This window comes from Bacteroidales bacterium, assembly GCA_014860585.1.
Taxonomy (GTDB): Bacteria; Bacteroidota; Bacteroidia; order Bacteroidales; family 4484-276; genus RZYY01.
Window position 1 is genome coordinate 13,248 of the sequence record JACZJL010000093.1, and the last position, 20,748, is coordinate 33,995.

At 43.6% G+C, this 20,748-nt stretch carries 21 protein-coding genes; 10 read left to right on the plus strand and 11 right to left on the minus strand.

Going from position 1 to position 20,748, the window contains the following annotated elements; all coding sequences use genetic code 11:
- Nucleotides 1-175: 175 nt before the first annotated feature.
- A complete protein-coding gene (locus tag IH598_09265; protein ID MBE0638698.1) occupies nucleotides 176-1,276 on the minus strand; it encodes a DUF2027 domain-containing protein in 1,101 nt (366 codons plus the stop codon).
- A gap of 149 nt (nucleotides 1,277-1,425) precedes the next feature.
- On the opposite strand from IH598_09265, the gene IH598_09270 reads away from it, so the two are divergent.
- Together IH598_09270 and IH598_09275 are read left to right on the plus strand one after the other, a co-directional pair.
- Nucleotides 1,426-3,792, plus strand: coding sequence for a TonB-dependent receptor (locus IH598_09270; protein ID MBE0638699.1), 2,367 nt, complete (start codon nucleotides 1,426-1,428; stop codon nucleotides 3,790-3,792).
- 2 nt (nucleotides 3,793-3,794) lie between these two features.
- Complete coding sequence (locus IH598_09275) at nucleotides 3,795-4,154, plus strand: hypothetical protein (protein MBE0638700.1); 360 nt, start codon at nucleotides 3,795-3,797, stop codon at nucleotides 4,152-4,154.
- Between the two features lie 142 nt (nucleotides 4,155-4,296).
- Here the strand turns inward: IH598_09275 and IH598_09280 are convergent, their stop codons facing one another.
- Nucleotides 4,297-4,545, minus strand: coding sequence for a zf-TFIIB domain-containing protein (locus IH598_09280; protein MBE0638701.1), 249 nt, complete (start codon nucleotides 4,543-4,545; stop codon nucleotides 4,297-4,299).
- A gap of 13 nt (nucleotides 4,546-4,558) precedes the next feature.
- Nucleotides 4,559-4,861: a hypothetical protein gene (locus IH598_09285; GenBank protein ID MBE0638702.1), complete on the minus strand. Its 303-nt coding sequence runs from the start codon at nucleotides 4,859-4,861 to the stop codon at nucleotides 4,559-4,561.
- A gap of 505 nt (nucleotides 4,862-5,366) precedes the next feature.
- Here IH598_09285 and IH598_09290 point away from each other — a divergent pair.
- The 4 genes from IH598_09290 to fusA all read left to right on the plus strand — a co-directional run bounded on the left by IH598_09290 (nucleotide 5,367) and on the right by fusA (nucleotide 11,778).
- On the plus strand, nucleotides 5,367-6,800 hold the full coding sequence (locus IH598_09290; GenBank protein ID MBE0638703.1) for an aspartate aminotransferase family protein: 1,434 nt from the start codon (nucleotides 5,367-5,369) through the stop codon (nucleotides 6,798-6,800).
- Between the two features lie 556 nt (nucleotides 6,801-7,356).
- Nucleotides 7,357-8,571, plus strand: a complete 1,215-nt coding sequence (locus tag IH598_09295) for an FprA family A-type flavoprotein (protein ID MBE0638704.1) — start codon at nucleotides 7,357-7,359, stop codon at nucleotides 8,569-8,571.
- A gap of 115 nt (nucleotides 8,572-8,686) precedes the next feature.
- Complete coding sequence (locus IH598_09300; GenBank protein ID MBE0638705.1) at nucleotides 8,687-9,526, plus strand: hypothetical protein; 840 nt, start codon at nucleotides 8,687-8,689, stop codon at nucleotides 9,524-9,526.
- A 170-nt stretch (nucleotides 9,527-9,696) separates the two neighbouring features.
- Entirely contained in the window at nucleotides 9,697-11,778 is a 2,082-nt protein-coding gene (gene fusA, locus IH598_09305; protein MBE0638706.1) for an elongation factor G, read from the plus strand.
- A gap of 42 nt (nucleotides 11,779-11,820) precedes the next feature.
- Here fusA and IH598_09310 read toward each other — a convergent pair whose 3' ends face one another.
- A complete protein-coding gene (locus tag IH598_09310) occupies nucleotides 11,821-13,170 on the minus strand; it encodes an MATE family efflux transporter (protein ID MBE0638707.1) in 1,350 nt (449 codons plus the stop codon).
- 65 nt (nucleotides 13,171-13,235) lie between these two features.
- Between IH598_09310 and IH598_09315 the strand changes: the two genes are divergently transcribed.
- Entirely contained in the window at nucleotides 13,236-13,562 is a 327-nt protein-coding gene (locus IH598_09315; GenBank protein MBE0638708.1) for a hypothetical protein, read from the plus strand.
- 8 nt (nucleotides 13,563-13,570) lie between these two features.
- Here IH598_09315 and IH598_09320 read toward each other — a convergent pair whose 3' ends face one another.
- Genes IH598_09320 through gnd form a run of 4 tightly spaced genes read right to left on the minus strand, consistent with a single transcriptional unit; the run spans nucleotide 13,571 to nucleotide 16,967 of the window.
- Nucleotides 13,571-13,792 (minus strand): hypothetical protein, encoded by a 222-nt coding sequence (locus IH598_09320; GenBank protein MBE0638709.1) that lies wholly within the window; start codon nucleotides 13,790-13,792, stop codon nucleotides 13,571-13,573.
- 3 nt (nucleotides 13,793-13,795) lie between these two features.
- Nucleotides 13,796-14,536 carry a 6-phosphogluconolactonase gene (pgl, locus tag IH598_09325; GenBank protein ID MBE0638710.1) on the minus strand — a complete coding sequence of 247 codons (741 nt, stop codon included), beginning with the start codon at nucleotides 14,534-14,536 and terminating at the stop codon, nucleotides 13,796-13,798.
- Nucleotides 14,533-16,068, minus strand: coding sequence for a glucose-6-phosphate dehydrogenase (zwf, locus tag IH598_09330; GenBank protein MBE0638711.1), 1,536 nt, complete (start codon nucleotides 16,066-16,068; stop codon nucleotides 14,533-14,535). Before zwf ends, pgl begins: the two co-directional genes overlap by 4 nt.
- Entirely contained in the window at nucleotides 16,068-16,967 is a 900-nt protein-coding gene (gene gnd, locus IH598_09335) for a decarboxylating 6-phosphogluconate dehydrogenase (protein ID MBE0638712.1), read from the minus strand. The genes zwf and gnd overlap by 1 nt, the downstream gene beginning before the upstream one ends.
- Nucleotides 16,968-17,235: 268 nt before the next feature.
- Here gnd and IH598_09340 point away from each other — a divergent pair, with 268 nt between their 5' ends.
- The 3 genes from IH598_09340 to IH598_09350 all read left to right on the plus strand — a co-directional run bounded on the left by IH598_09340 (nucleotide 17,236) and on the right by IH598_09350 (nucleotide 18,183).
- Nucleotides 17,236-17,595 (plus strand): type II toxin-antitoxin system RelE/ParE family toxin, encoded by a 360-nt coding sequence (locus IH598_09340; protein ID MBE0638713.1) that lies wholly within the window; start codon nucleotides 17,236-17,238, stop codon nucleotides 17,593-17,595.
- The gene (locus IH598_09345; protein ID MBE0638714.1) at nucleotides 17,592-17,906 is read left to right on the plus strand and encodes a helix-turn-helix transcriptional regulator; all 315 of its coding nucleotides are present in this window, start codon (nucleotides 17,592-17,594) and stop codon (nucleotides 17,904-17,906) included. The genes IH598_09340 and IH598_09345 overlap by 4 nt, the downstream gene beginning before the upstream one ends.
- Before the next feature lie 73 nt (nucleotides 17,907-17,979).
- Nucleotides 17,980-18,183 (plus strand): EamA family transporter, encoded by a 204-nt coding sequence (locus tag IH598_09350; protein MBE0638715.1) that lies wholly within the window; start codon nucleotides 17,980-17,982, stop codon nucleotides 18,181-18,183.
- Here the strand turns inward: IH598_09350 and IH598_09355 are convergent.
- The 3 genes from IH598_09355 to IH598_09365 are packed head-to-tail and all read right to left on the minus strand — an operon-like array spanning nucleotide 18,172 to nucleotide 20,747.
- Nucleotides 18,172-18,360, minus strand: a complete 189-nt coding sequence (locus IH598_09355; protein MBE0638716.1) for a hypothetical protein — start codon at nucleotides 18,358-18,360, stop codon at nucleotides 18,172-18,174. The genes IH598_09350 and IH598_09355 overlap by 12 nt on opposite strands.
- A 13-nt stretch (nucleotides 18,361-18,373) precedes the next feature.
- A complete protein-coding gene (locus IH598_09360; protein ID MBE0638717.1) occupies nucleotides 18,374-19,333 on the minus strand; it encodes a hypothetical protein in 960 nt (319 codons plus the stop codon).
- Entirely contained in the window at nucleotides 19,320-20,747 is a 1,428-nt protein-coding gene (locus tag IH598_09365; GenBank protein MBE0638718.1) for a glutamate decarboxylase, read from the minus strand. Before IH598_09365 ends, IH598_09360 begins: the two co-directional genes overlap by 14 nt.
- Between the last annotated feature and the right edge of the window lies 1 nt (nucleotide 20,748).

Sequence of the window (20,748 nt, forward strand, 5' to 3'; positions counted from 1 at the left end):
ACAATTTTGCTTTGAAAGTTCAAAGGTAAAAAAGTCTTTTCAAAAATTGCAGGAAAAGAACAGATTTTTTTGAAGTTTTTAAATTAAAAACGCAATAATCACACTATAATTATCTAAAATACAGATAGATAATCACTTTTTATTTTTTAATCATTGTAAGCAGCGATGTGAAGTGTTATACTGCGCTGCTATGCCAAATCAGCACTTCGGTGGCGCCATAACCAAACTGCTGCATTGAGGCATCTTTCATCCGCACATTTTCGTATTGGTTCAGAATTTCGATCATCTTCGACTTAAGAATGCCCTCTCCAACACCATGAATGAAAGTAATCTTGGTAAGGTAATTTTTGAGTCCGCTCTCGAGGCACCTTACGAAATAATTGAGTTGGTAATTAAGGATTTCAACAGGGCTCATTTTCGCGTGATTGTCAAGCAGTTCTTCAATATGCAGGTCAACAACAGCTTCGCGCGGGCTGGTTTTGTGCTTGTTGATGAACTCCTCCGGCTGCCTGGGTTTGGCCGCCTGCTGCTGTACTTCTTCATCAAATTTCTCATCCAGCTGTGAAACAGCCACTGTGGGCTGGATAGCAATTTCGGTAACAATCAGCAAAAAAGCCTTCCCACTGATAAAAGTAGAATCCTGGTAAACATTTTCGCGGTAAAGTTTTGACGGTTTAAAACTGAAAACACTACTAACCGGGCTTAACACCTTTGATGACAGGTCTTTGTGAAAAAGGACCTGAAGAATACCGTAGCTCCATTTTTCGATTTGCTCCCGATCGATGGAATCAAGCAGGATTTTACTGTTTGGTTTTACTACATCATAATCCTCGCCCTGCCAGGCGCCGTTGGGTTTGCGCAAAAAAAGACTGAAAAGTATTTCATATTCTGTGAAGTTGACCAGGTAAACATCGAGCAGACCTGTCAGCAACCATTTTTGATCGTGCGGAACGTAGGCCAGGTAAATGCCTTTCTTGTCGTCGCCTTTTGCCCTGAAAATCTCGAGCGCGCTTGTGCGGTTGTCGAAGTCCACCTCACCGGTTTGTTGCTGGTCTGCAGGCGCTGGTGGCTGCGGTCTTACTATCGTTTGATCCATGAACATTTGCCGGTGGGTCTGCTGTGTTTCTTCCACCTTTAGCAATTCACTCACCACGGTGGGAATCTCAAATCCATCTTCTATCTGCACACTTACCAGGCTGCTGCTGATGATTTTTGTAATTATCCCCCCTCCATGATCGTTCAGAAATTTTACTTTATCGCCTACTTTGAAGTTCATAACATTTGGTTTTGAATAGAAGTAACGATAATCAGAAGCGATTGTTTGCTGTCTTATTCATTTGTCTTCTGATGAAGGGTTATTTTGACGATTTCCGTCTGGGAAAAAAGCTATAGCTTTGTGGAGCCCAATCTCTAAAAGAATTTGAAATGAAATGTATTTCCGGTTTAAAATCAGTTCTCCTGATCTTATTATGCTTAAACACACTGTTATTTAACTCATTGCAGGCACAGGACCTGGTCAGACTTTCCGGAACAGTTACCTCTGTGGCTACGGGCATAACACTTTCAAATGCTGAAGTGGTATTAAAACCATTGAATTTGATCACTACCACTGACCAAAAAGGTTTTTTTGTTTTTTCGAACCTCAAAAAAGGAAAATACCAGATTTCCATCTCCCACCTTGGGTTTAATAAATTAACCGAAACGATTGTGATTGAAGGTAACCATGATGTTTTTGTTGAGCTGAAATTGACCGAAGAAATCAAAACAATCGAAGGCATTGAGATAGTTGGTGACAAGACAGATCATCAGCCTTATCAGCGGACGAGCATTGAAAGTGAAGAAATAGAGCGGGTTCCGGCACGCGATATCGGTGAGTTGCTGCGCTCGTCACCCAATGTATCCGGGGTAAGAAAAGGCGCCACCAATATTGATCCGGTGATCAGGGGGATGAAAGCCGCACAGTTAAATGTGCAGTCGAACACCGGGCAGAAAATTGAAGGCGGCTGCCCAAACCGGATGGATCCCGCTTCTTCGCACATCGATGTAAACGATATATCGAGAATAGAAATCCTCAAGGGCCCGTATGCACTTAGGTTTGGACCGGTTTTTGGCGGCGTACTCAACCTGATCACAGAAAAAGCAGTTCCATCTGATGTTTTTCAAGTCAGGGCTAAGGCAATTGTCGGTTGGGAAAGTAACTGGGGCGGGAACAGGGAACATGTTTCTATTTTGGGGGGTAACCGAAAGGTTTATTTTGCCCTTTCGGGAAATAACCAGAATTATGGCAATTACAACGACGGAAACGGTAAGGAGGTTAAATCATCTTTCAGAAAATATAATTACTCTGCTGAGATGGGTATCAACCCGGCCGATCATCATGAAATCAGGTTTTCTTACAAGGGATCGCATGGACGGGATATCCGGTTTCCTGCACTGGCAATGGATGAACGTGAAGACAATACTCAACTGATGTCGGCCAGTTACCACTATCAAAATGCTTCTGAATTTTTCCGATCATTGGATGTAAAAATCTACCAATCTGATGTTTACCATGAAATGGACAACAAATGGAGACCTGTTTCTGATACAGTGGTGGCCATTTCAACGGTTGATGCGCTGAACCGTGGCGGACGTGTTGACTTTGAATTCAGGAAAAACCAGGCTTCAATTCATGCAGGTTTGGATTATGAACATATTTTCAAGGACGGGCAAAGGGTAAAAAACCTGATCCTCCAACCTGGCCTTCCGGTGAAAACAGAAGACTTGTGGCAAAATGCAGTCATTCAGAACATGGGCTTGTTTGGAGAATATCGGCAGAAGCAATCGGTAAATCTTGAATACATCTTTGCTGCAAGGATAGACATGAACCATGCAACTTCCGACCCTATGCTGCTCGAAAATATGATGGGGAAACCCGTTTATTACAACGACACAGTGGATTCCGATTTTCTGAACTTCAGTATCAGTGCGGGTTTAAGTTACAACGTGAATAGAAATATGGCCATCGACTTTGCTCTTGGTCGTGGTGTGCGCAGTCCTGATATGGTGGAGCGCTTTATCATTCTTTTACCCGTTGGTTACGACAATTACGATTACCTCGGGAATCCCGGTCTGAAGCCTGAAAACAACCACCAGGCCGATCTCACCTTAACCAAAACCAGCAAAGCCGGCTGCAAGATCACCGCCAACACATTTTTCTCTTACATCACCAATTACATCACCGGGGTAAAAGTTCCACCAACGGAACTGATGCCTCAAACCACAGGCGTGCTGGGAGTAAAACGATTTATTAACCTTGACAAAGCCTACATGTATGGTTTTGAACTCACCTGGGCTTCACCGGTACAGAAGTTTTGGAGCTCTTCGATATCAATGGCTTACACTACCGGTTTCAACCCGGAAGCCACCCGCTATATCTACGAAAATGGAAACGCTACCGGCTCCGAAATGGTGAAAAATGACCCTTTACCGGAAATTCCACCATTGGAAGCCAACATTAAATTTGATTACAAATTCTTCGAAAACAGGTTGGTTCCTGAATTGAACCTACGCCTGGTTGCTCCTCAAAACAGGGTTTCTGCGGCTTACGACGAAAGAACCACACCTGGTTTTATAATTGCCGGCTTAAGACTGTTTTACAGTTACAACCCGCAACTCTCGCTGGCTGCTGGCGTGAACAACCTTTTGGATAAAGGGTACTACGAGCATTTGAATCGTCGTGTGATCGGTTCAAAAATGTCTTTGTACGAACCGGGGAGAATTTTTTACTTAAATGTAATTTTGAACATTTGACCATGAAAAACCTAACATTGATAGCAATTCTGATCGCTTTTTTAGCATCGGGATGCGAAAAACGCGAAGAGAAGCTGGTGAAATATATCGCCACGGATGCCGTATCAACATACACCATCAGTTACAGAGACCAGTCGGGTTCGGTTATTAAGAAAGACATTGAAGCACAGAGTGCAATTGACCGGTGGGAATATTCATTTGTCGCAGGTCAGGGGGAAATCGTTTATGTTTCGGGCAACTACAAAGACATTGGTTCTGCGCTCAAGGTGATGATCCTCATTGACGGGAAAGTTTATAAACAGGCTGCGACAAGGGGAGATACGGTAAGGTATGTCACCGTTTCGGGGGTAATTCCGTATTAAGGTGACTTCACGAATGGGGATAATACATTCATTTGCTTGCCGCAATATGCTTGAATTTAAATTGCCGAATAACGGCTATGCGCATGAAACGCCGGCGAGTGCGAACTTAGTCGCAAAAAAGATAACAAATCAATTAATTGAATTAAAAATCAAACAATTCTCCAAGTAATCCTTTTTTCTTTTTGTAACGATAGTCACTATTTGATGGATAGCGTTGTTTTTCAGAGTAACTATCATGTTGAATATTTCTAACGTTTTGTGAAGAACGCTCAATAATTTTATCAAGTTCTCCCCGGTCAAGCCAAACGCCCCGGCAATCCGGGCAATAGTCAACCTCTATGCCACTGCGATCTGTCATTACCAAGTTTACATTACAATTTGGACATTTCATAATATGCTCTTTTTCAGTTAATGATTTTTTCTAAAATTTTGACTTTATCCTTTGCGATAGAATCAAGTTTTGAAGAGGATATATTAATTAAAGAATCAAGTTTTTTTACTTTGTCACTTTCAATAGTAATGAGTGAGTCAAGGGCTAAAACTTTATCAACTTCTTTATTTATCAAAGAATCTAAAGACTCGGTTTTATTCTCTAATTCATTAAGTCGCTTTTCAGCTTCTTTGCTTAAATCGCTACAAGAGGATAGAAAAAATACGGCCATGATCAATAGAAAATAATTTAAAAAAAAATGCTTCATAACTTCCATTGCACGATTTTATTCATTTTTATTTGTCAACGCTTTCAAGATGAAACCCGACTTGTTTTTTCCTACCAAATCTGCAGAGAAATAACAAAATGTTGTGAATTTTGTTCGGATCGGATATATATTATTTCAGCATCTTTTACCATGATTTTCACATCATTTAAGCCTCTAAGATAGCATTTTCGGTTTTTGTCGGAATATTCAGCATAAAAGTATGCCATGCAATTGGGAATCGTTTGATCATGAGGCGGAAGTACACTATGATTTTTCTTTCGTGCCACACTCAGTAGTATTCAGGCGTTAACCTGGACGTTTTGGAATATCAAAAAGTGCTTTAAATTTAAAAATTCGAAATGGGTCTTTATTTGGGATTTATTTTTTGTCCACAGAATTCTTTGTAGGAGTTCTATGGATGATCTTTGGAAATGCTATTACTTTTTTCTTCAGAAAGGCTTTTCTTGCGGGGGGAGAAAAATAGCTACTTTTAACCCATTAAAAAATCTAACTAATGGATGTAAATGAATTTCGTAAACACGGCCACGAATTGATTGACTGGATGGCTGATTACGCTGAAAACATTGAAACATTGCCGGTTAAATCTGGTGTAAAACCGGGAGAAATTATCAGTCAGCTTCCTGCTGACCCGCCTTCTAACCCGGAGGATTTTGACCTGTTGATGGATGATTTTAACAAGATTATACTGCCCGGGATCACCCACTGGCAGCACCCCGGGTGGCACGCTTATTTTACTGCCAACAACAGTTATCCCTCAATTCTGGCTGAAATGCTCACTGCCACGTTGGGTGCGCAGTGTATGAGCTGGCAGACTTCCCCGGCAGCAACTGAGCTCGAAGAACGTGTGATGCAATGGCTGGGAAAAATGACCGGTTTACCCGGAAAGTTCACAGGTGTGATACAGGACACAGCTTCTACAGCTACTTTGGTTTCACTGCTTACTGCCCGTGAAAAAGTGACCAGTTTCCAGGTCAACAAAAATGGATTCGAGCAGCAAAAATTGTTCACTGTTTATTGCTCAACCGAAGCCCATTCATCCATTGAGCGGGCAGTAAAAATTGCAGGTTTTGGCAGCGGAAATTTGAGAAAGATTGAAGTTGATCATGTTTTTGCTATGAAACCGGAGAAATTGAGGGCTGCAATTATAAAAGATATTGCTGATGGTTTTACCCCCCTGGCGGCAGTGGCTGCCATCGGGACAACCGGATCAACGGCTATTGATCCATTGAGGGCGATAGGCGAAATTTGTGCTGAATTCAATATCTGGCTGCATGTGGATGCAGCCTGGGCGGGAACAGCATTGCTACTCCCCGAAATGCGCTATATGACCAACGGTATCGAATACGCAGACTCGCTGGTTTTTAATCCCCATAAATGGATGTTCACCAATTTCGATTGCAGCGCCTACTTTGTTAAAGACAAGGCAGCCCTGATACAGACTTTTGAAATTCTACCCGAATATTTGAAAACACCTGAGGGCGAACGAGTGAATAACTATCGCGACTGGGGGATCCCGCTTGGCAGGCGATTCAGGGCGCTCAAGTTGTGGTTCGTGATCAGGAGCTATGGGGTTGAGGGTTTGCAGGAAAAAATCCGGAATCACATTGCTTGGGCTAAACAGTTTGCCAATTGGATTCAGAATGAACCTGGCTTTGAACTGCTGGCGCCGGCGCCGCTCGCAACGGTCTGTTTCAGAATAAAGCCATCTCACCTTGAGAATGAAAATCAACTCAACGAATTGAACGCCACCTTTCTTGACCGGATCAACGCGTCGGGAGAGGTTTTTCTTACCCATACAAAACTCAACGGGAAATATACCATCCGACTGGTGGTTGGTCAAACCAATACGGAATTACGGCACATCGAAAAAGCATGGGCACAGATTAAGCGAGCGTCAGAAGAATTTTTAATTGGTGAAACCTCCTGATGATGTCAACAACAATAAATGAACATGTTATCAACAAATTTGCTTACTTTAAAAATGAAGTTGACCTTTTTACTATTTATTAAGAACTTTATCGGTGAGCAATAAGGTAATAAGGTAAGATCAAATGTGTCGCTTTTCTACTAAGGTTATTTTGTTGAAAATAAGGTTTTTATATTTTTAATAAACCTTATTTTTTTCATCAAACCTTAGTAGAATGCAAGCACAGGGGAAAAGTAACCTTATTACCTTATTTATCTTGAAAAGCACAGCCATAGTTAATTTGACTAAAATCTTATTAACCAATTCTTATTGAGTTATTTAACGTAATAAAATGTAACCCAAAAAAAATCGCTTTACCTACGGGATTGTGTCTTCCTGGCGCCTCTCTGCGCAATAGCTATAACACAAAGTTGCGCAAAGAATCACAGAGCTGCACCAAGAGATAATGGCTTCAGAAACAATCCTCAGCACATCAAAATAATATTTGGCCGGCAAATCTCAGCCGCTCTCAACTTTTCAGATTATTTTTGCAGCGCAATAAATTTCAGGAAAAACTATGAACAGCAAGATTTTGGATGTAACAAATGACGTGAAATGGATCGGTGTGTTCGACTCCGACCTGGTTACTTTTGATGTGGTGATGGAAACCAAATACGGCACTACCTACAACTCCTATTTTATCAATGCCCAAAAGAAAACCATTGTAGAAACTACAAAAGAAAAATTTTGGGATGAATATTTGAAGAAAATCGAACAGGTTTGCCGTCCCGAAGAGATTGAATACATTATCATGAACCACACCGAGCCGGATCATTCGGGCAACCTGAAGAACCTGCTGCGAATAGCCCCAAACGCAACCGTGGTTGGAACCGGCAATGCCATTCGTTATCTCAAAGACCTGATGGGAATTGACTTTCGGAACCTTGTTGTGAAAGACGGTCATACGCTCGATCTCGGTAACAAAACCATTCAATTCATCAGCGCTCCCAACCTGCACTGGCCCGACACCATGTACAGCTATCTGCGGGAGGATAAGGTGCTTTTTACCTGCGACTCTTTCGGGGCGCACTTCTGCGACGATAATATGTTCGAAGAGAACATTCAGCGACGTGAAGAGTACGATTATTCCTTTAAATACTACTTCGATGTGATCCTGAAGCCTTACAGTAAATTCATGCTTAAGGCCATTGACAAAATTGAGGGACTTGAAATCGAAACCATTGCCACAGGCCATGGCCCGATTTTGAGGGAGAACTGGAAAAAATATGTCGGAATCTCGCGGAAGTACTCCGAAGAGGCGCTTACAATTCCTGAAAGGCCAATGGTTTACATTCCCTACGTGAGCGCCTACCAGAAAACCGGCGCTGTGGCTCATCTGATTGCCGATGGAATACGGCAGGCAGGCGATATTGACGTGGAAGTAAGCGACATTGAAATGGTACCGATGGGTGAACTTGAGGAAAAGATCGCGCACGCCTCGGCTTATGTGATTGGCTCGCCAACAATCAATCAAAATATTCTTTTACCCATTTACAAATGCTTTGCACTCATTAATCCAATCCGGGATAAGGGGAAACTGGCCGGGGCTTTTGGTTCATATGGCTGGAGTGGCGAGGCAAAGGAGTTGATCAAAAGTAACCTTGAAAACCTGAAACTAAAGGTTTTTGATGAAGGCGTCTTTGTTAAATTCACACCCAACACCGGGGAGAGCGAGATGGCTATCGCTTTTGGTAAAGCGTTTGGTGAAGAACTTCTCGCCATCACCAACTGAACCTCATCCGTGTTGACAGGCAACATTACTGATTTTTAAAAATACCTGCTGGTATAGTCCATTCAGGCGGCAGATTTTTGATTTAACCATTTATAATATCAACCAATTTAAGATTTTGACAAAAACATTCCGGCATACCCTTTTAGTTGCAATCGCAGTGCTGGTATCGGTATCGTGCAGTCTTGAGCGCAAATTGGCTAAAGAATTCATTGAAACAAGGGATAGTGTTGCCATGATGCTTTTTATGCCCGGTTATGTTTTTAAAACCAATAATAAAGTGTGGGAGATTAAAAATATAGACCAATTAGATGATCAGCAAAGAGATTCAGCTTTGTATCACAGCAGTCTGTTTCTAAAAGAGATTGATGATTTTTTTCTGATTTCCCGTTATGAGAGTGGATTACAAACAGGTCTGAGAAAGCTTGGAATTGAAGTTTTTACGGAAGAACAACTACCCGAGTTTATGAATGTTGAGCATAAGTCCTATAAAGTAATGGTTGCACAAATGGAGCTGGAGGAGGACATTTACCCTTATCGCGCTGAAGAGGTTTTCTTCGACTCCGTGTTGTTTTTTGAAGATTTTGACCTTAATGTGGTCAATTTAAACTCATGGTTTGAAATAGCAAAATTAAATGATCCCGAAGCAGACGATCATTTGTTGTATGCAAGTCATTACGCGATGGACGGGCTTGAAGGCCGGTTTATCAGTAATCTTTTCACCGATGAAGTGAAGTTTCACTACAACCTTTTTCCGATGAAAACAGAGGATGTATATACACTTGCGGCTATGCTTGGCGAAAAGTATGCCGGGTACATTTACGATTACCTGCTCAACGAATACATTTACCGCAATTTTCCAGCCGGTCAACGACCAAAGACCTATTACACTTATAACCCCCAAACCCGCGTCATCTCACCGGCAAAAGACAACCGGTTCATTTTTATGCCAAGATGACGATACGGACTTATTGAACCATTGAAAATTCATGTCGCTCAACCGTTTAACATTAGATTTAACTTTCATTAAACTTAATTTAATCTGTGGCATGTTAATTAAGGTTACTTTTGCCGCCATTTTCCTTTCAAGGAAATTTCAGTAATTAAACAACTAATAATCAAACAGAAATGACATTATCAAAACTCAGAAATATGGGTATTGCCGCACATATTGACGCAGGCAAGACCACTCTTTCGGAACGCATACTTTTTTACACCGGCACCACCCGCAAACTTGGCGAGGTGCACGACGGGCAAGCCACGATGGACTTTATGAAACAGGAGCAGGAACGTGGAATTACCATTGCTTCGGCGGCCATCACCTGCCAGTGGAAAGACACCCAGATTAACCTGATTGACACACCCGGCCACGTGGATTTTACCCTTGAAGTTGAACGCTCGCTGCGCGTTCTCGATGGGATGATCGCAGTTTTTTGCGCTGTTGGCGGGGTTGAACCCCAAAGTGAAACCGTGTGGAACCAGGCCGACCGTTACCGGGTACCCCGCATTGCTTTCATCAATAAAATGGACAGAACCGGCGCCGACTTTGGCGAGGTGGTTGGTCAGATGAATGAATATCTTGATGCCAACGCCGTTCCATTTCAGTTGCCGATTGGCGTCGAAGATGACTTCATCGGAATGGTTGACCTGATTCAGAACAAAGCTTTTCAGTTTGAAAAAGGCGACCCACTGGAAATTCCTATTCCAGCCAACCTTAAAGATGACATAGAAAAAGCCCGTCAGCAGTTAATCGAAAAGCTGGCCGATTTTGATGAGCAGGTGCTTGAACTTTTCCTCGAAGAGCAGCCCGTTCCGACGGAACTCCTGAAAAAAGCTGCCCGTGACGCTACGTTGAAACTTCTGATCACACCTGTGTTCTGCGGTGCTGCTTACAAAAATAAAGGGGTACAAAATCTTCTCGATGCCGTTATTGACTACCTGCCTTCACCCCTTGATATTGGAGCCGTCGTTGGTCTTGATGTGAACGATCCCGAAAAGACCCACACTCGCTGTCCTGCCGCAAAAGATCCTTTTTCAGGACTGGCTTTCAAACTGATCAATGATCCTTATGTGGGTCAGCAAACCTTCGTCCGTATTTTTTCAGGAACAATCAAAAGTGGGATTCAAATTTACAATCCCACCAAATTGAAGCATGAACGCGTTGGTCGTATTTTCCGGATCAAGGCAAAAGAACGTGTGGAGATTTCTGAAGCTGGTCCTGGCGACATTGTTGCGCTTGTCGGAATGAAGTTTACCAAAACGGGAGATACCCTTTGCGACAACGAGCATCCATTGCTCCTTGAAAACATTCACATTCCGCCCTCGGTGATTGAGCTGAAAATTAATCCGGCCAACCGGAAAGACCAGAGCAAACTGGGTGAGGCACTCTCTAAGCTCGCCAACGAAGACCCTTCATTCAACGTGCGGTTCAATGAAGAAACTGAAGAAACCATCGTATCGGGCATGGGCGAATTGCATCTCGAGATTCTGATCGACCGGTTAAAGGAAGAATTTGCTGTGGCTGTGGAAGTTGGCGAACCTTCGGTTGCTTATCGTGAAACCATCACTTCGGAAGTTGAGTACAACTATAAACACTCAAAGCAAACCGGTGGACGTGGTCAGTACGCTCATACCGTGATGCGTCTCGAACCTAATGATGGCAATGGTTTTGAGTTTGTTGACAAGATAAAGGGTGGTGTAATCCCTGCCGAGTTCGTCAGTTCGGTGAATAAGGGTATTATGAAAACTCTGCATGGTGGCGTGCTGGCCGGTTTCCCTGTGGTGGACGTTAAAGTGGTGCTGCTCGATGGCAGTTTCCACCCGGTTGACTCCTCGGATATGGCTTTCCAGACCTGTGCTTCGATCTGCTTCAAAAGCGGTTTTTTAAAAGGTTCTCCTATCCTCCTTGAGCCCATCATGAAAATCGAGATCAATACTCCCGATGATTATATTGGCAACGTGGTTGGCGATCTGAACAAGCGCAGGGGGAAAATCGACTCCATGCGCCGTTTCCGAAAAGGCGCCCAGAAAGTGAACGGTACGGTTCCTCTGATGGAAATGTTCGGATATGCTACTGCCCTTAGAAATGTTTCAAGTGGCAGGGCAAATTACTCCATGGAATTCTTCAAATATATGCCGGTTACACAAGCCATTCAGGAGCAGGTGATTAAAAAAGTAGAAGCACAGAGGCTGGCCAAAGAAAGCAGATAACCATCATTAGAAGAAATTTTTAGTAAAAAGGTGGTTCTTAGATCAGGCCACCTTTTTTTCATGCTTTATCAGCCCTTTAGTCTTCCATTTCCCCGAAAGATAATAAATGAAAGTGAGGATCATCCCGACTCCCCAGCCGATGGGTACTGCCCACCAGATACCGCTAACGCCGATTTGCCCGGCAAGAATATATGAAACCGGAACCCTTATGAGCCACAGCGCAATCAGGGTAATAAACATCGGGATCAAGGTATCGCCGGCGCCACGCATCACTGCATTTACGACAAAAAGCGAGGAAAAGAGGATGTAAAACGATCCGACGATTACCAGGTAATCGTTTCCAATATCTTTTACCAAAGGATCAGGGGTGAAAAATCCCATCAGGTTTTTTCCAAAAAGTATAACGATGACACTGAATAACAGCGAGATGGCCGAAGTAATCAGCCAGGTTGCCTTTAAGCCGGCACGAACCCGTTCATGCTTATTGGCGCCAATGTTTTGGCCAACAAAGGATGATAGCGCTGCGGCAAAATTCATCGCCAGCAGCGATGCAAACGAGTCGATTCGGTTGGCTACACTATAGGCCGCAATGGTTGCGGTTCCGAATTTATTCACAATTCCGTACAGGGCAATCAAACCGGCGGCTACAAACATTTGCTGCATTCCAGTTGGCAGTCCGATGCGAAGGCTCGTCTTAAATATTTCACGATTAAAGTGGTATTTTCTAAAGGAGACATTCATGATGGGATGCCGCTTATTGAGATAAATAATGGCAGTAACGAATGCGCCAGCCTGCGAAAAGACAGTGGCCCATGCGGCCCCGGCAATTCCCCATCCGAATTCGACCACAAACAGCAGATCGAGCAATACGTTGGTGATCGTGGAGATAATAAGGAAGATCAAGGGTGTTTTGGAGTCGCCAAGTCCGCGCAAAATAGCTGTAGTACCATTGAAACCAAAGAAAAAAACCGAGCCGGCAAAGTAAATGGTCAGATAGATTTTTGCCTGTGGAAGAACGTCTCCAGGTAAACCGGTCAGGCTGAAAATCGGACCACTCAGGGTCATGCCAACAACCGTGGCAATGAGTGAAGCAAAAAACAGGATGATGTAGGTGGTGTCAATTGTTTGCTTTACTTTTTCGATGTCCTTGGCGCCAAAGTACTGCGAAATGATGATGGTGAATCCCATGCCCAGGCCAATGACCAGCGACACAAGAAGAAAAATAATCGGGAAGGATGCACCTACTGCGGCAAGTGCCTCCTTGCCAATGTAGTGACCAATCACAATGCTATCGACAACATTGTAAAGTTGCTGAAAAACATTGCCATATACCATCGGCATGGCGAATTGCATGATCAGTTTTCCCTCTTTTCCTACGGTCAGGTCTTTCATCGGCAGCGGACGTCATTGCGTTTTACTCAATGAGGCTGCAAATGTAACTAAAAGATGATGGTGCAATGGATGGCTTTTACCCGATCCTTTTCAACTCGATCAACTGGTTGTTCTGGTCGATCATCACGCGGTGGCAATGGCTCAAATACCCTATGCTGAATGTGCCCGCGAGGTCAAAATATGATCCGTTTTGGGTTGAAAATTTCCCGTCACATTCCAGTTCACCTTCAGGGCTAAAGCGCGATATTTGGAAATGGCGTCCTTCCGGTTCAATATGGAACCAGGAGCCGGCGCCTTCACCACAGAGCCATTGCGCTGCACCCGGAATGTTGGCATGTCTGGCAGGTGCAAGCAGCGTGGTTTTAAGGGTTTTTTTATCAGGGATGGGTTGATGTGAAAACTAAAGCAGCATAGATGCATATCTAGCAGACAAAATGAAGCGATAGCGATTGATCCAGTTTGGGTTTTTTGGATTAAACTTCATTTTCCGGTCGTAGAGGGTGAAGGTGACTGGCGCCGGCGCCATGGGTGTTCCGGGATGCCCTGAATTGGCCTGCTGCAAGGCATCCATTGAAAGGGTACGTATTGTGTTTATGATAATTTTATCGGTACTATTGATCATGTGTTAGTGTTTAAGATTCGTTAATTGTCCGGCCGCTTTTTCGTCCAAAAGCCAGATATTTTCTCCATTTATTGGTTGTACCATTGCAGCAGGAAGTTGCTTCCAGTTATTTTTTCTTTTTAATATTCGGCCAACCATTTTTGCCTTGGATTCTCCGGTAACAAGAAAAAAGATGGTCTTTGCATTATTAATCAGCTTAAGAGTAGCTGTTATCCTTTTTTGGCCGGTAACAGGATGCTCAGTGGCTTCAAACAATTGATGGCTTTGAAGAAGCTCAGTACTGCCGGGAAACAATGATGCAGTGTGTCCATCTTCACCCAGGCCAAGCAAGATGATATCGAACTGAGGTACCTGGTTCTGCTGAGGAACAAGTTTTACCACCGTTTCAGCATATCGTTGTGCTTCCGCAACTGGCGCTTCTTCCCCTTTTATTCTAAAAATATTTGAAGTGGATAAGGGAATATGTTTGAGCAAATGCTCCTTTGCCATCCTATAATTACTTTCAGTTGACTCCGGGCTGACGCAGCGTTCATCTCCCCAGAATAATTGTATTTTGTTCCATGGGATTCCAGTGTCATTGTTGGCTATGTATTCAAAGATCGCCTTCGGTGTTGATCCTCCTGATAAAGCAACAGAAATAGGTACAGTATTGCCTGATTGTGAGAGGATTTCTTTAAGTTTGGCAGTAAAATAGGCTGCGAGTTCTTCAACAGAAGAAAAGACTTGTAAGCAAGTTTTTGTCATAATGTGCAAAAGTTTTCGTCACCGGTTAACGCTGCACATGGGTGTCTCCAGGTCACCTCCTTTCCTTCAATCAGGTTGTCGGCCACATCAGGTCCCCACGAACCTGCAGGATACCCGTAAACAGGGATATCCGGATCATTTTTCCATGCATCGAGAATAGGTGTGATAAACTTCCATGCAGCCATTACGGCGTCTATTCTTGCATAAAGGGTAGAATCGCCGATCATGCAGTCGAGCAGCAATCGCTCATAAGCATCGGGGATTCGCAGATGGGATAAGTCGGAATAATGGAAATCCATACTTACACTCTGCACATTAAATCCAGCTCCGGGAGTTTTCATTCCAAACTTAAGTAAAATGCCCTCATCAGGCTGGATTCGTATGATGAGCTGGTTGGATAGATCAGAACTTCCTTTTTGTGCGAAAATATGATGAGGAGTGGGTTTAAAGTGAATCACAGCCTCGGTTACGCGTGTAGGTAAATATTTCCCTGTCCGGATATAAAAAGGAACGCCGCCCCAGCGCCAGTTATCAATGTAAAACTTGAGTGCAGCAAAGGTTTCGGTTTTGGAGCCTGGTTTTACACCCTCCTCTTCACGATAGCCTTTCACGGATGCTCCCCGGATCATCGAAGCTAAATATTGTCCCCGGATGGTATTATTTTTAACTTCTTCCCATTTGATAGGGCGCAGGGATTGTAAAACCTTGACTGTTTCGTTTCTTATAGCATCAGCATTCATTGATGCCGGGGGTTCCATCGCGATTAAGCCTGCCACTTGCAGTAAGTGGTTCTGAACCATATCGCGTAAAGCGCCTGACCCTTCATAATAACCTCCGCGTTTCCCAACCCCTATGTTCTCAGCGGAAGTGATCTCCACATGATGGATATAGTTCCGGTTCCATAATGGCTCGAAAATGCCATTTGAAAATCGGGTAACCAATACATTCTGAACCGTTTCTTTTCCCAGGTAATGATCAATCCTGTAAATCTGGTGTTCCTTCCAGTCTTTTTGCAGGGCAAGGTTCAGCGCCATAGCACTTTCGATATCATAACCGAAAGGTTTTTCAATGATCAGCCTTTTCCACCCGTTGGCTTCATTGTTCAGTCCGGAAGCCGAAAGCCCTTTTGGAATAATTTCGTACATGCTTGGTGGAGTTGACAGGTAGAAAATGATGTTTCCATTATCCATTCCTGTCTGGAATTGCAGTGCTTTCAGCCGCCAATGCAGTTCCGCAAACGAATCGAGATTATCGGGTTCTACCTGCTGGTAAAAAAGCTTGCTGATAAAAGAGGGCAAGTTGCTTTTATCCTCCTCCGGTGAGAATTTATTTAACGCTTCACCCATGGCCTCGCGGAACGTTTCATCGCTCATGGGTGAACGTCCAGCACCAACAATGGCAAATTTATCAGGGAGTAAATCAAGATTTTCAAGGGCAAAGAGCGAGGGCATCAATTTACGTTTGCTCAGGTCGCCTGTTGCGCCAAAAATGACAAGTATCTGGTCTTCGGGGCTGCTGCTATTCGGTCTCATCATGACTTGGTTTTTACAGCATGTCCGCCAAATTGATTTCTGAGTGCTGCAAGCATTTTCATCGCGAATGACTCTTCCTGCCGGGATTGAAAGCGATTGAAAAGCGACGCGGTAATTACATGGGCAGGCACATCAAAATCAATGGCGGTTTGCACTGTCCACCTTCCTTCGCCACTGTCGGAAACATAATCCTTCAATTGCTCCAGTTTCGGGTCATCTTTCAGAGCGTTTACAGCCAGTTCCAGCAGCCACGAACGGACAACGCTTCCATATTGCCATGCATCGGCAATTTTGGTCAGGTTGAGGTCATAAGGAGATTTTTCAAGGATTTCAAACCCCTCGGCATAGGCTTGCATCATCCCGTATTCGATGCCATTATGAACCATTTTTACCATGTGGCCGGTACCTGAAGGCCCGCAATAGACATAGCCATTTTTGGGCGCCAGCGATTTAAAAACCGGTTCAACATAATCGGCTGGCTCTTTGTCGCCGCCATACATCAGGCAATAACCATTTTGCAATCCCCAAACACCGCCACTGGTGCCGCAATCGAGGAAGTGAACGCCATATTCAGCGGCTTTTTTAGCACGCACCTGGGTTTCACGCCAAAACGAATTTCCTCCGTCAACGACAATATCATTTTTCTTCAGAAGATGAAGTAAGGTCTCCAGGTTATCATCCACCGGTTTGCCGGCTGGCACCATGAGCCAAACCACCTTCCGTGGGGGAAGTTTTTCCACCAGGTCTTCAAAAGAATTTGCCCCCTCTGCGCCTAACTTTTCAATTTCTCTGATCGCTTCCGATGATCTGTTCCATGCAACCACCTCGTGTCCGCTATTCAACAGGCGATGGACCATGTTAAAGCCCATTTTGCCCAATCCGATAAATCCTATTTTCATGTTAAATTGGTTAATTTGTTTTCTTTCGTTGATGGTTTTGATTGCAGCATTAACTGCCAAAACCCCTGCAATAGTAAACAAAAAGGTTGAAATGCAACCTTGTAAAAATTCCAAAACCCTGCGTAACTCAGCGGTAAAAAGAAGTTGAACCGCAGAGAACCGCAGAGTTTTTACGCAGAGAGCGGCAAAGCAGCAGCTTGATAATCTGTACATAGTTTCTATTTAATGAAACATTAAGTGTATCTTTGCGCTATCATTAATCAAATGAATGGACAAACATTTTGACATTATATTTTTAGACGAGGCATTTGAGTTTCTCAGCAGTCTTGAGAAGAAGCACTACGAGAAAATACTTTTTACTATTCGTAAAGCTCAGATAAGAAATTCTCCTGAATTATTCAAAAAGCTGAAAGACGAAATCTGGGAATTCAGAACGCTTTATCAAGGGTTGTATTACAGACTTTTTGCATTTTGGGACAAGACAAATTCTGAAAATACACTTGTTATTTCAACGCATGGAATAGTGAAAAAGACTGGCAAAACCCCTGACAGCGAAATCCAAAAGGCAAAGAAAGTACGTTCAAAATATTTTAAAGACAAAGAAACTACTATTAATACCAAGATATGAAAACACACACATTAGATGAAGTTCAAGACCAACTTATTGGAAAAATTGGCACTCCAAACCGTGACAGATTTGAGTATGAATTACAAATGGACTTAATTGGGCAAGCCATAAAACAGACAAGGCAGGAGCGAAAATTAACCCAGGAAGAACTCGGCAAAATGATTGGCGTGCAAAAAGCTCAAATTTCGAGAATTGAAAATAACGCAAGTAATGTCACAATTGAGACGCTTATGCGAGTATTTGAAGCTTTGCAGGCGAAAGTGAGGTTACAAGTTGAATTGCCGCACTTTAAAATCAGCCTTGGACAATAACTAAGGTGCCTGATTAAAAACCTTTTGCATTAATTTGCCTTCTTTTGGTAAAATTTTTCCCAATAGTTTCCTGATGTCCATTTCCAAATCGCTCACTTTCAACATGCTATTTTTGCTCACGGTGATCATCCGCGGATTTGCTTTCGTAGAGCAGCGCACCGGGATGGAGCATTTCGGGCCGTTCACTTTTAATGGAATCAGGTTTTTGCTGGGGAGCCTGACGCTGCTTCCGTTGCTTGCATTGCAGAATAAAAGCCGCGGTAAATCAGGAATATAAACAACAGGATGGAGTAGCAATGATCTTATCGGAGGGCTTTCTGCCGGTGTAGTCATGTTCATCGCTGTGAGTCTGCAGCAAATCGGGATAGTTCTTACAACCGCGGGCAAGGCTGGTTTTATCACCGGGTTTAATGTACTCAATAAGCTTCGGCTTACCCGCTAATTCTGAAATCAAGGCTGAAAATTTGTTACCCAATCCTTTTCAACTCAATCAACTGGTTGTTCTGGTTGATCACCACCCGGTGGCAATGGCTCAGATACCCTATGCTGAATGTGCTCGCGAGGTTAAAATATGATCCGTTTTGGGGTGTAAATTTCCCGTCACATTCCAGTTCACCTTCAGGGCTAAAGCGCGATATTTGGAAATGGCTTCCTTCCGGTTCAATATGGAACCAGGAGCCGGCGCCTTCACCACTGAGCCATTGCGCTGCACCAGGAATTTTGGCATGTCTGGCAGGCGCAAACAGTGTGGTTTTCAGTATTTTTTTATCAGGGATGGGTTGAGGTGAAAAAGGAAGATTGATCAGCATTTTTGGTAAAACAACCTTGTTTGTAAGTGAATTGACATTGTTAAGCGGGGTGGGGGTTAGGGGAACCAGGTATTTTAACCATAAGACATGCTTCCAGGTTGGATCGCCGGCAACAATCACATCGTTTACAAATCTTGAGCAATTGCTCCCCTTGTATTGAAAAGGTCCGTAAGGGATTGGGCTGATATGCTGAAGATGAGTTGCTTTTTTAAAGGCTTTTGCAAAATTGACCGGACAATAAGATGCATACAAATTTCCCTCGCCATGACATTCAGCATTGGTTTGGAGTTCGGTGAGGATTTCCATGAAGTTTTCGATGATTTGGCCATCACCGGAGATTGTTGGTAAGGTGCGAACCTCCAGGCCATGATCGCTCACTGCACTGCGTACGCGGCCAAAATTAAACGGAGCATGGTACCTGCCGAAATCGAAATAATGGCATTTTTTATTTTGGCTATCCACCAAAACCAGCGCTGCATGGCCGGCCATATAATAATGATGCTTACTGATCCCAAAGAGATTTGCCAATGGATCGTACCAGCCGTTTGGTCGGCGACAATAGGTTGCAGGCCAGGCAAGCGCAATGGCAAATCCTGTGAAACGACTATCCTTCGGCATTTTCCTTCTCAAATTTCGTTTCTAAAACAGCGGCTTCCTGAAGCAGGTAATCAAAAAATAAATCAATATCAGATTTGGCAAGTTCTCCGTTTGCTGTGATCAGCCGAATGGTAAGTGTTTCACCGATATAGCCGTAATTAACAATGGTTTTGCCGCTTTTCCGCAGCGATTCGCGCAGTTCAAGGTTGAATCTGTTCAGATTGGTTGACTTTTGGGATAAGTACCTGAAGCACACCGAGAAGGACTGACGTGGTGCAAGGAGTTCAAGTTGGGGGTGGCTGTTTACTTTTTCCTCTGCATATTTGGCCACTTCGATCAGGTTGTCAATCCGGTCGCGGTAACCTTCCAACCCAAAATATTTCCATGCAAACCAAAGCTTTACTGCGTCAACCCTCCGTCCGCACTGGATGGATTTTTTACCCAGATCTTCCACTTCGTCAATGTCGTGAAAAATGTAATCGGTATTGATGTCGGTGATGTTGAACTGGAGAGTTCCGCGACTTTTTACCAGCAGCACTGAGCAGATCAGCGGTATATTCATCAGCTTGTGCGGGTTCCATGCAAAAGAATCGGTTTTTTCGATCCCTTTCATCAGGTGGCGGTGCTTGTCGCTCAAAATTACCGAGCCGCCAAAAGAACCATCAGCATGAAGCCAAAGGCTGTACTTTTCACAGATTTCGGCCATTTCATCAATCGGATCATATGCGCCAAGCAGGGTGGTGGCACAGGTTGCTGTTACAAAAAACGGTTTTTCTCCTTTAGCCAATGAATCCTGAATTGCTTTTTCCAACTCCGACGGAATCATTCTTCCCAGATGATCAGCTTTCACTTTGATCACATTCTTCGCACCAATGCCCAAAACATTGGCGGCAGTTTCGAGTGAATAATGCGCCTGCTCATTCACAAAGGCTTTGAGCTTTTGTGTACAATCGAATCCATGAAATCTACCCTCAGGGAAAATGCGGTTGCGCGCCGAAAACATGGCCACAAGGTTGGCATTACTGCCACCGCTCAGGAAAATGCCATCGCCACCGGAATAACCGGTATAGCTGTTCATCAGCCTGATCATCTCGGTTTCGATCATTGAGGCAACCGGCGCCACTTCGTAGGTGTACATCGAAGTATTGGCTAATACAGTTAACACTTCACCGATGAATGCCGGGAAGTTGAATCCCTGGTACAGTTGATTGAGGAATTGTTTGTTGCCCGTACGCACCGAAAACTCAAGGTATTTGTCCATCAAACCTAAAAACTCATGCTCCGAAACTCCTTTTAGGGCGATGGGAAACTCAATCTCTTTACCTAAGTCGGCAGGCAGCCTGTGTTTGACTACAGGAAGGGTGTTGTCATCATTTTCCTGCAGGTAATTTTTTATTTTTTCAAAAGCTCCTGATAAAATCTCCAAATCGTTCATT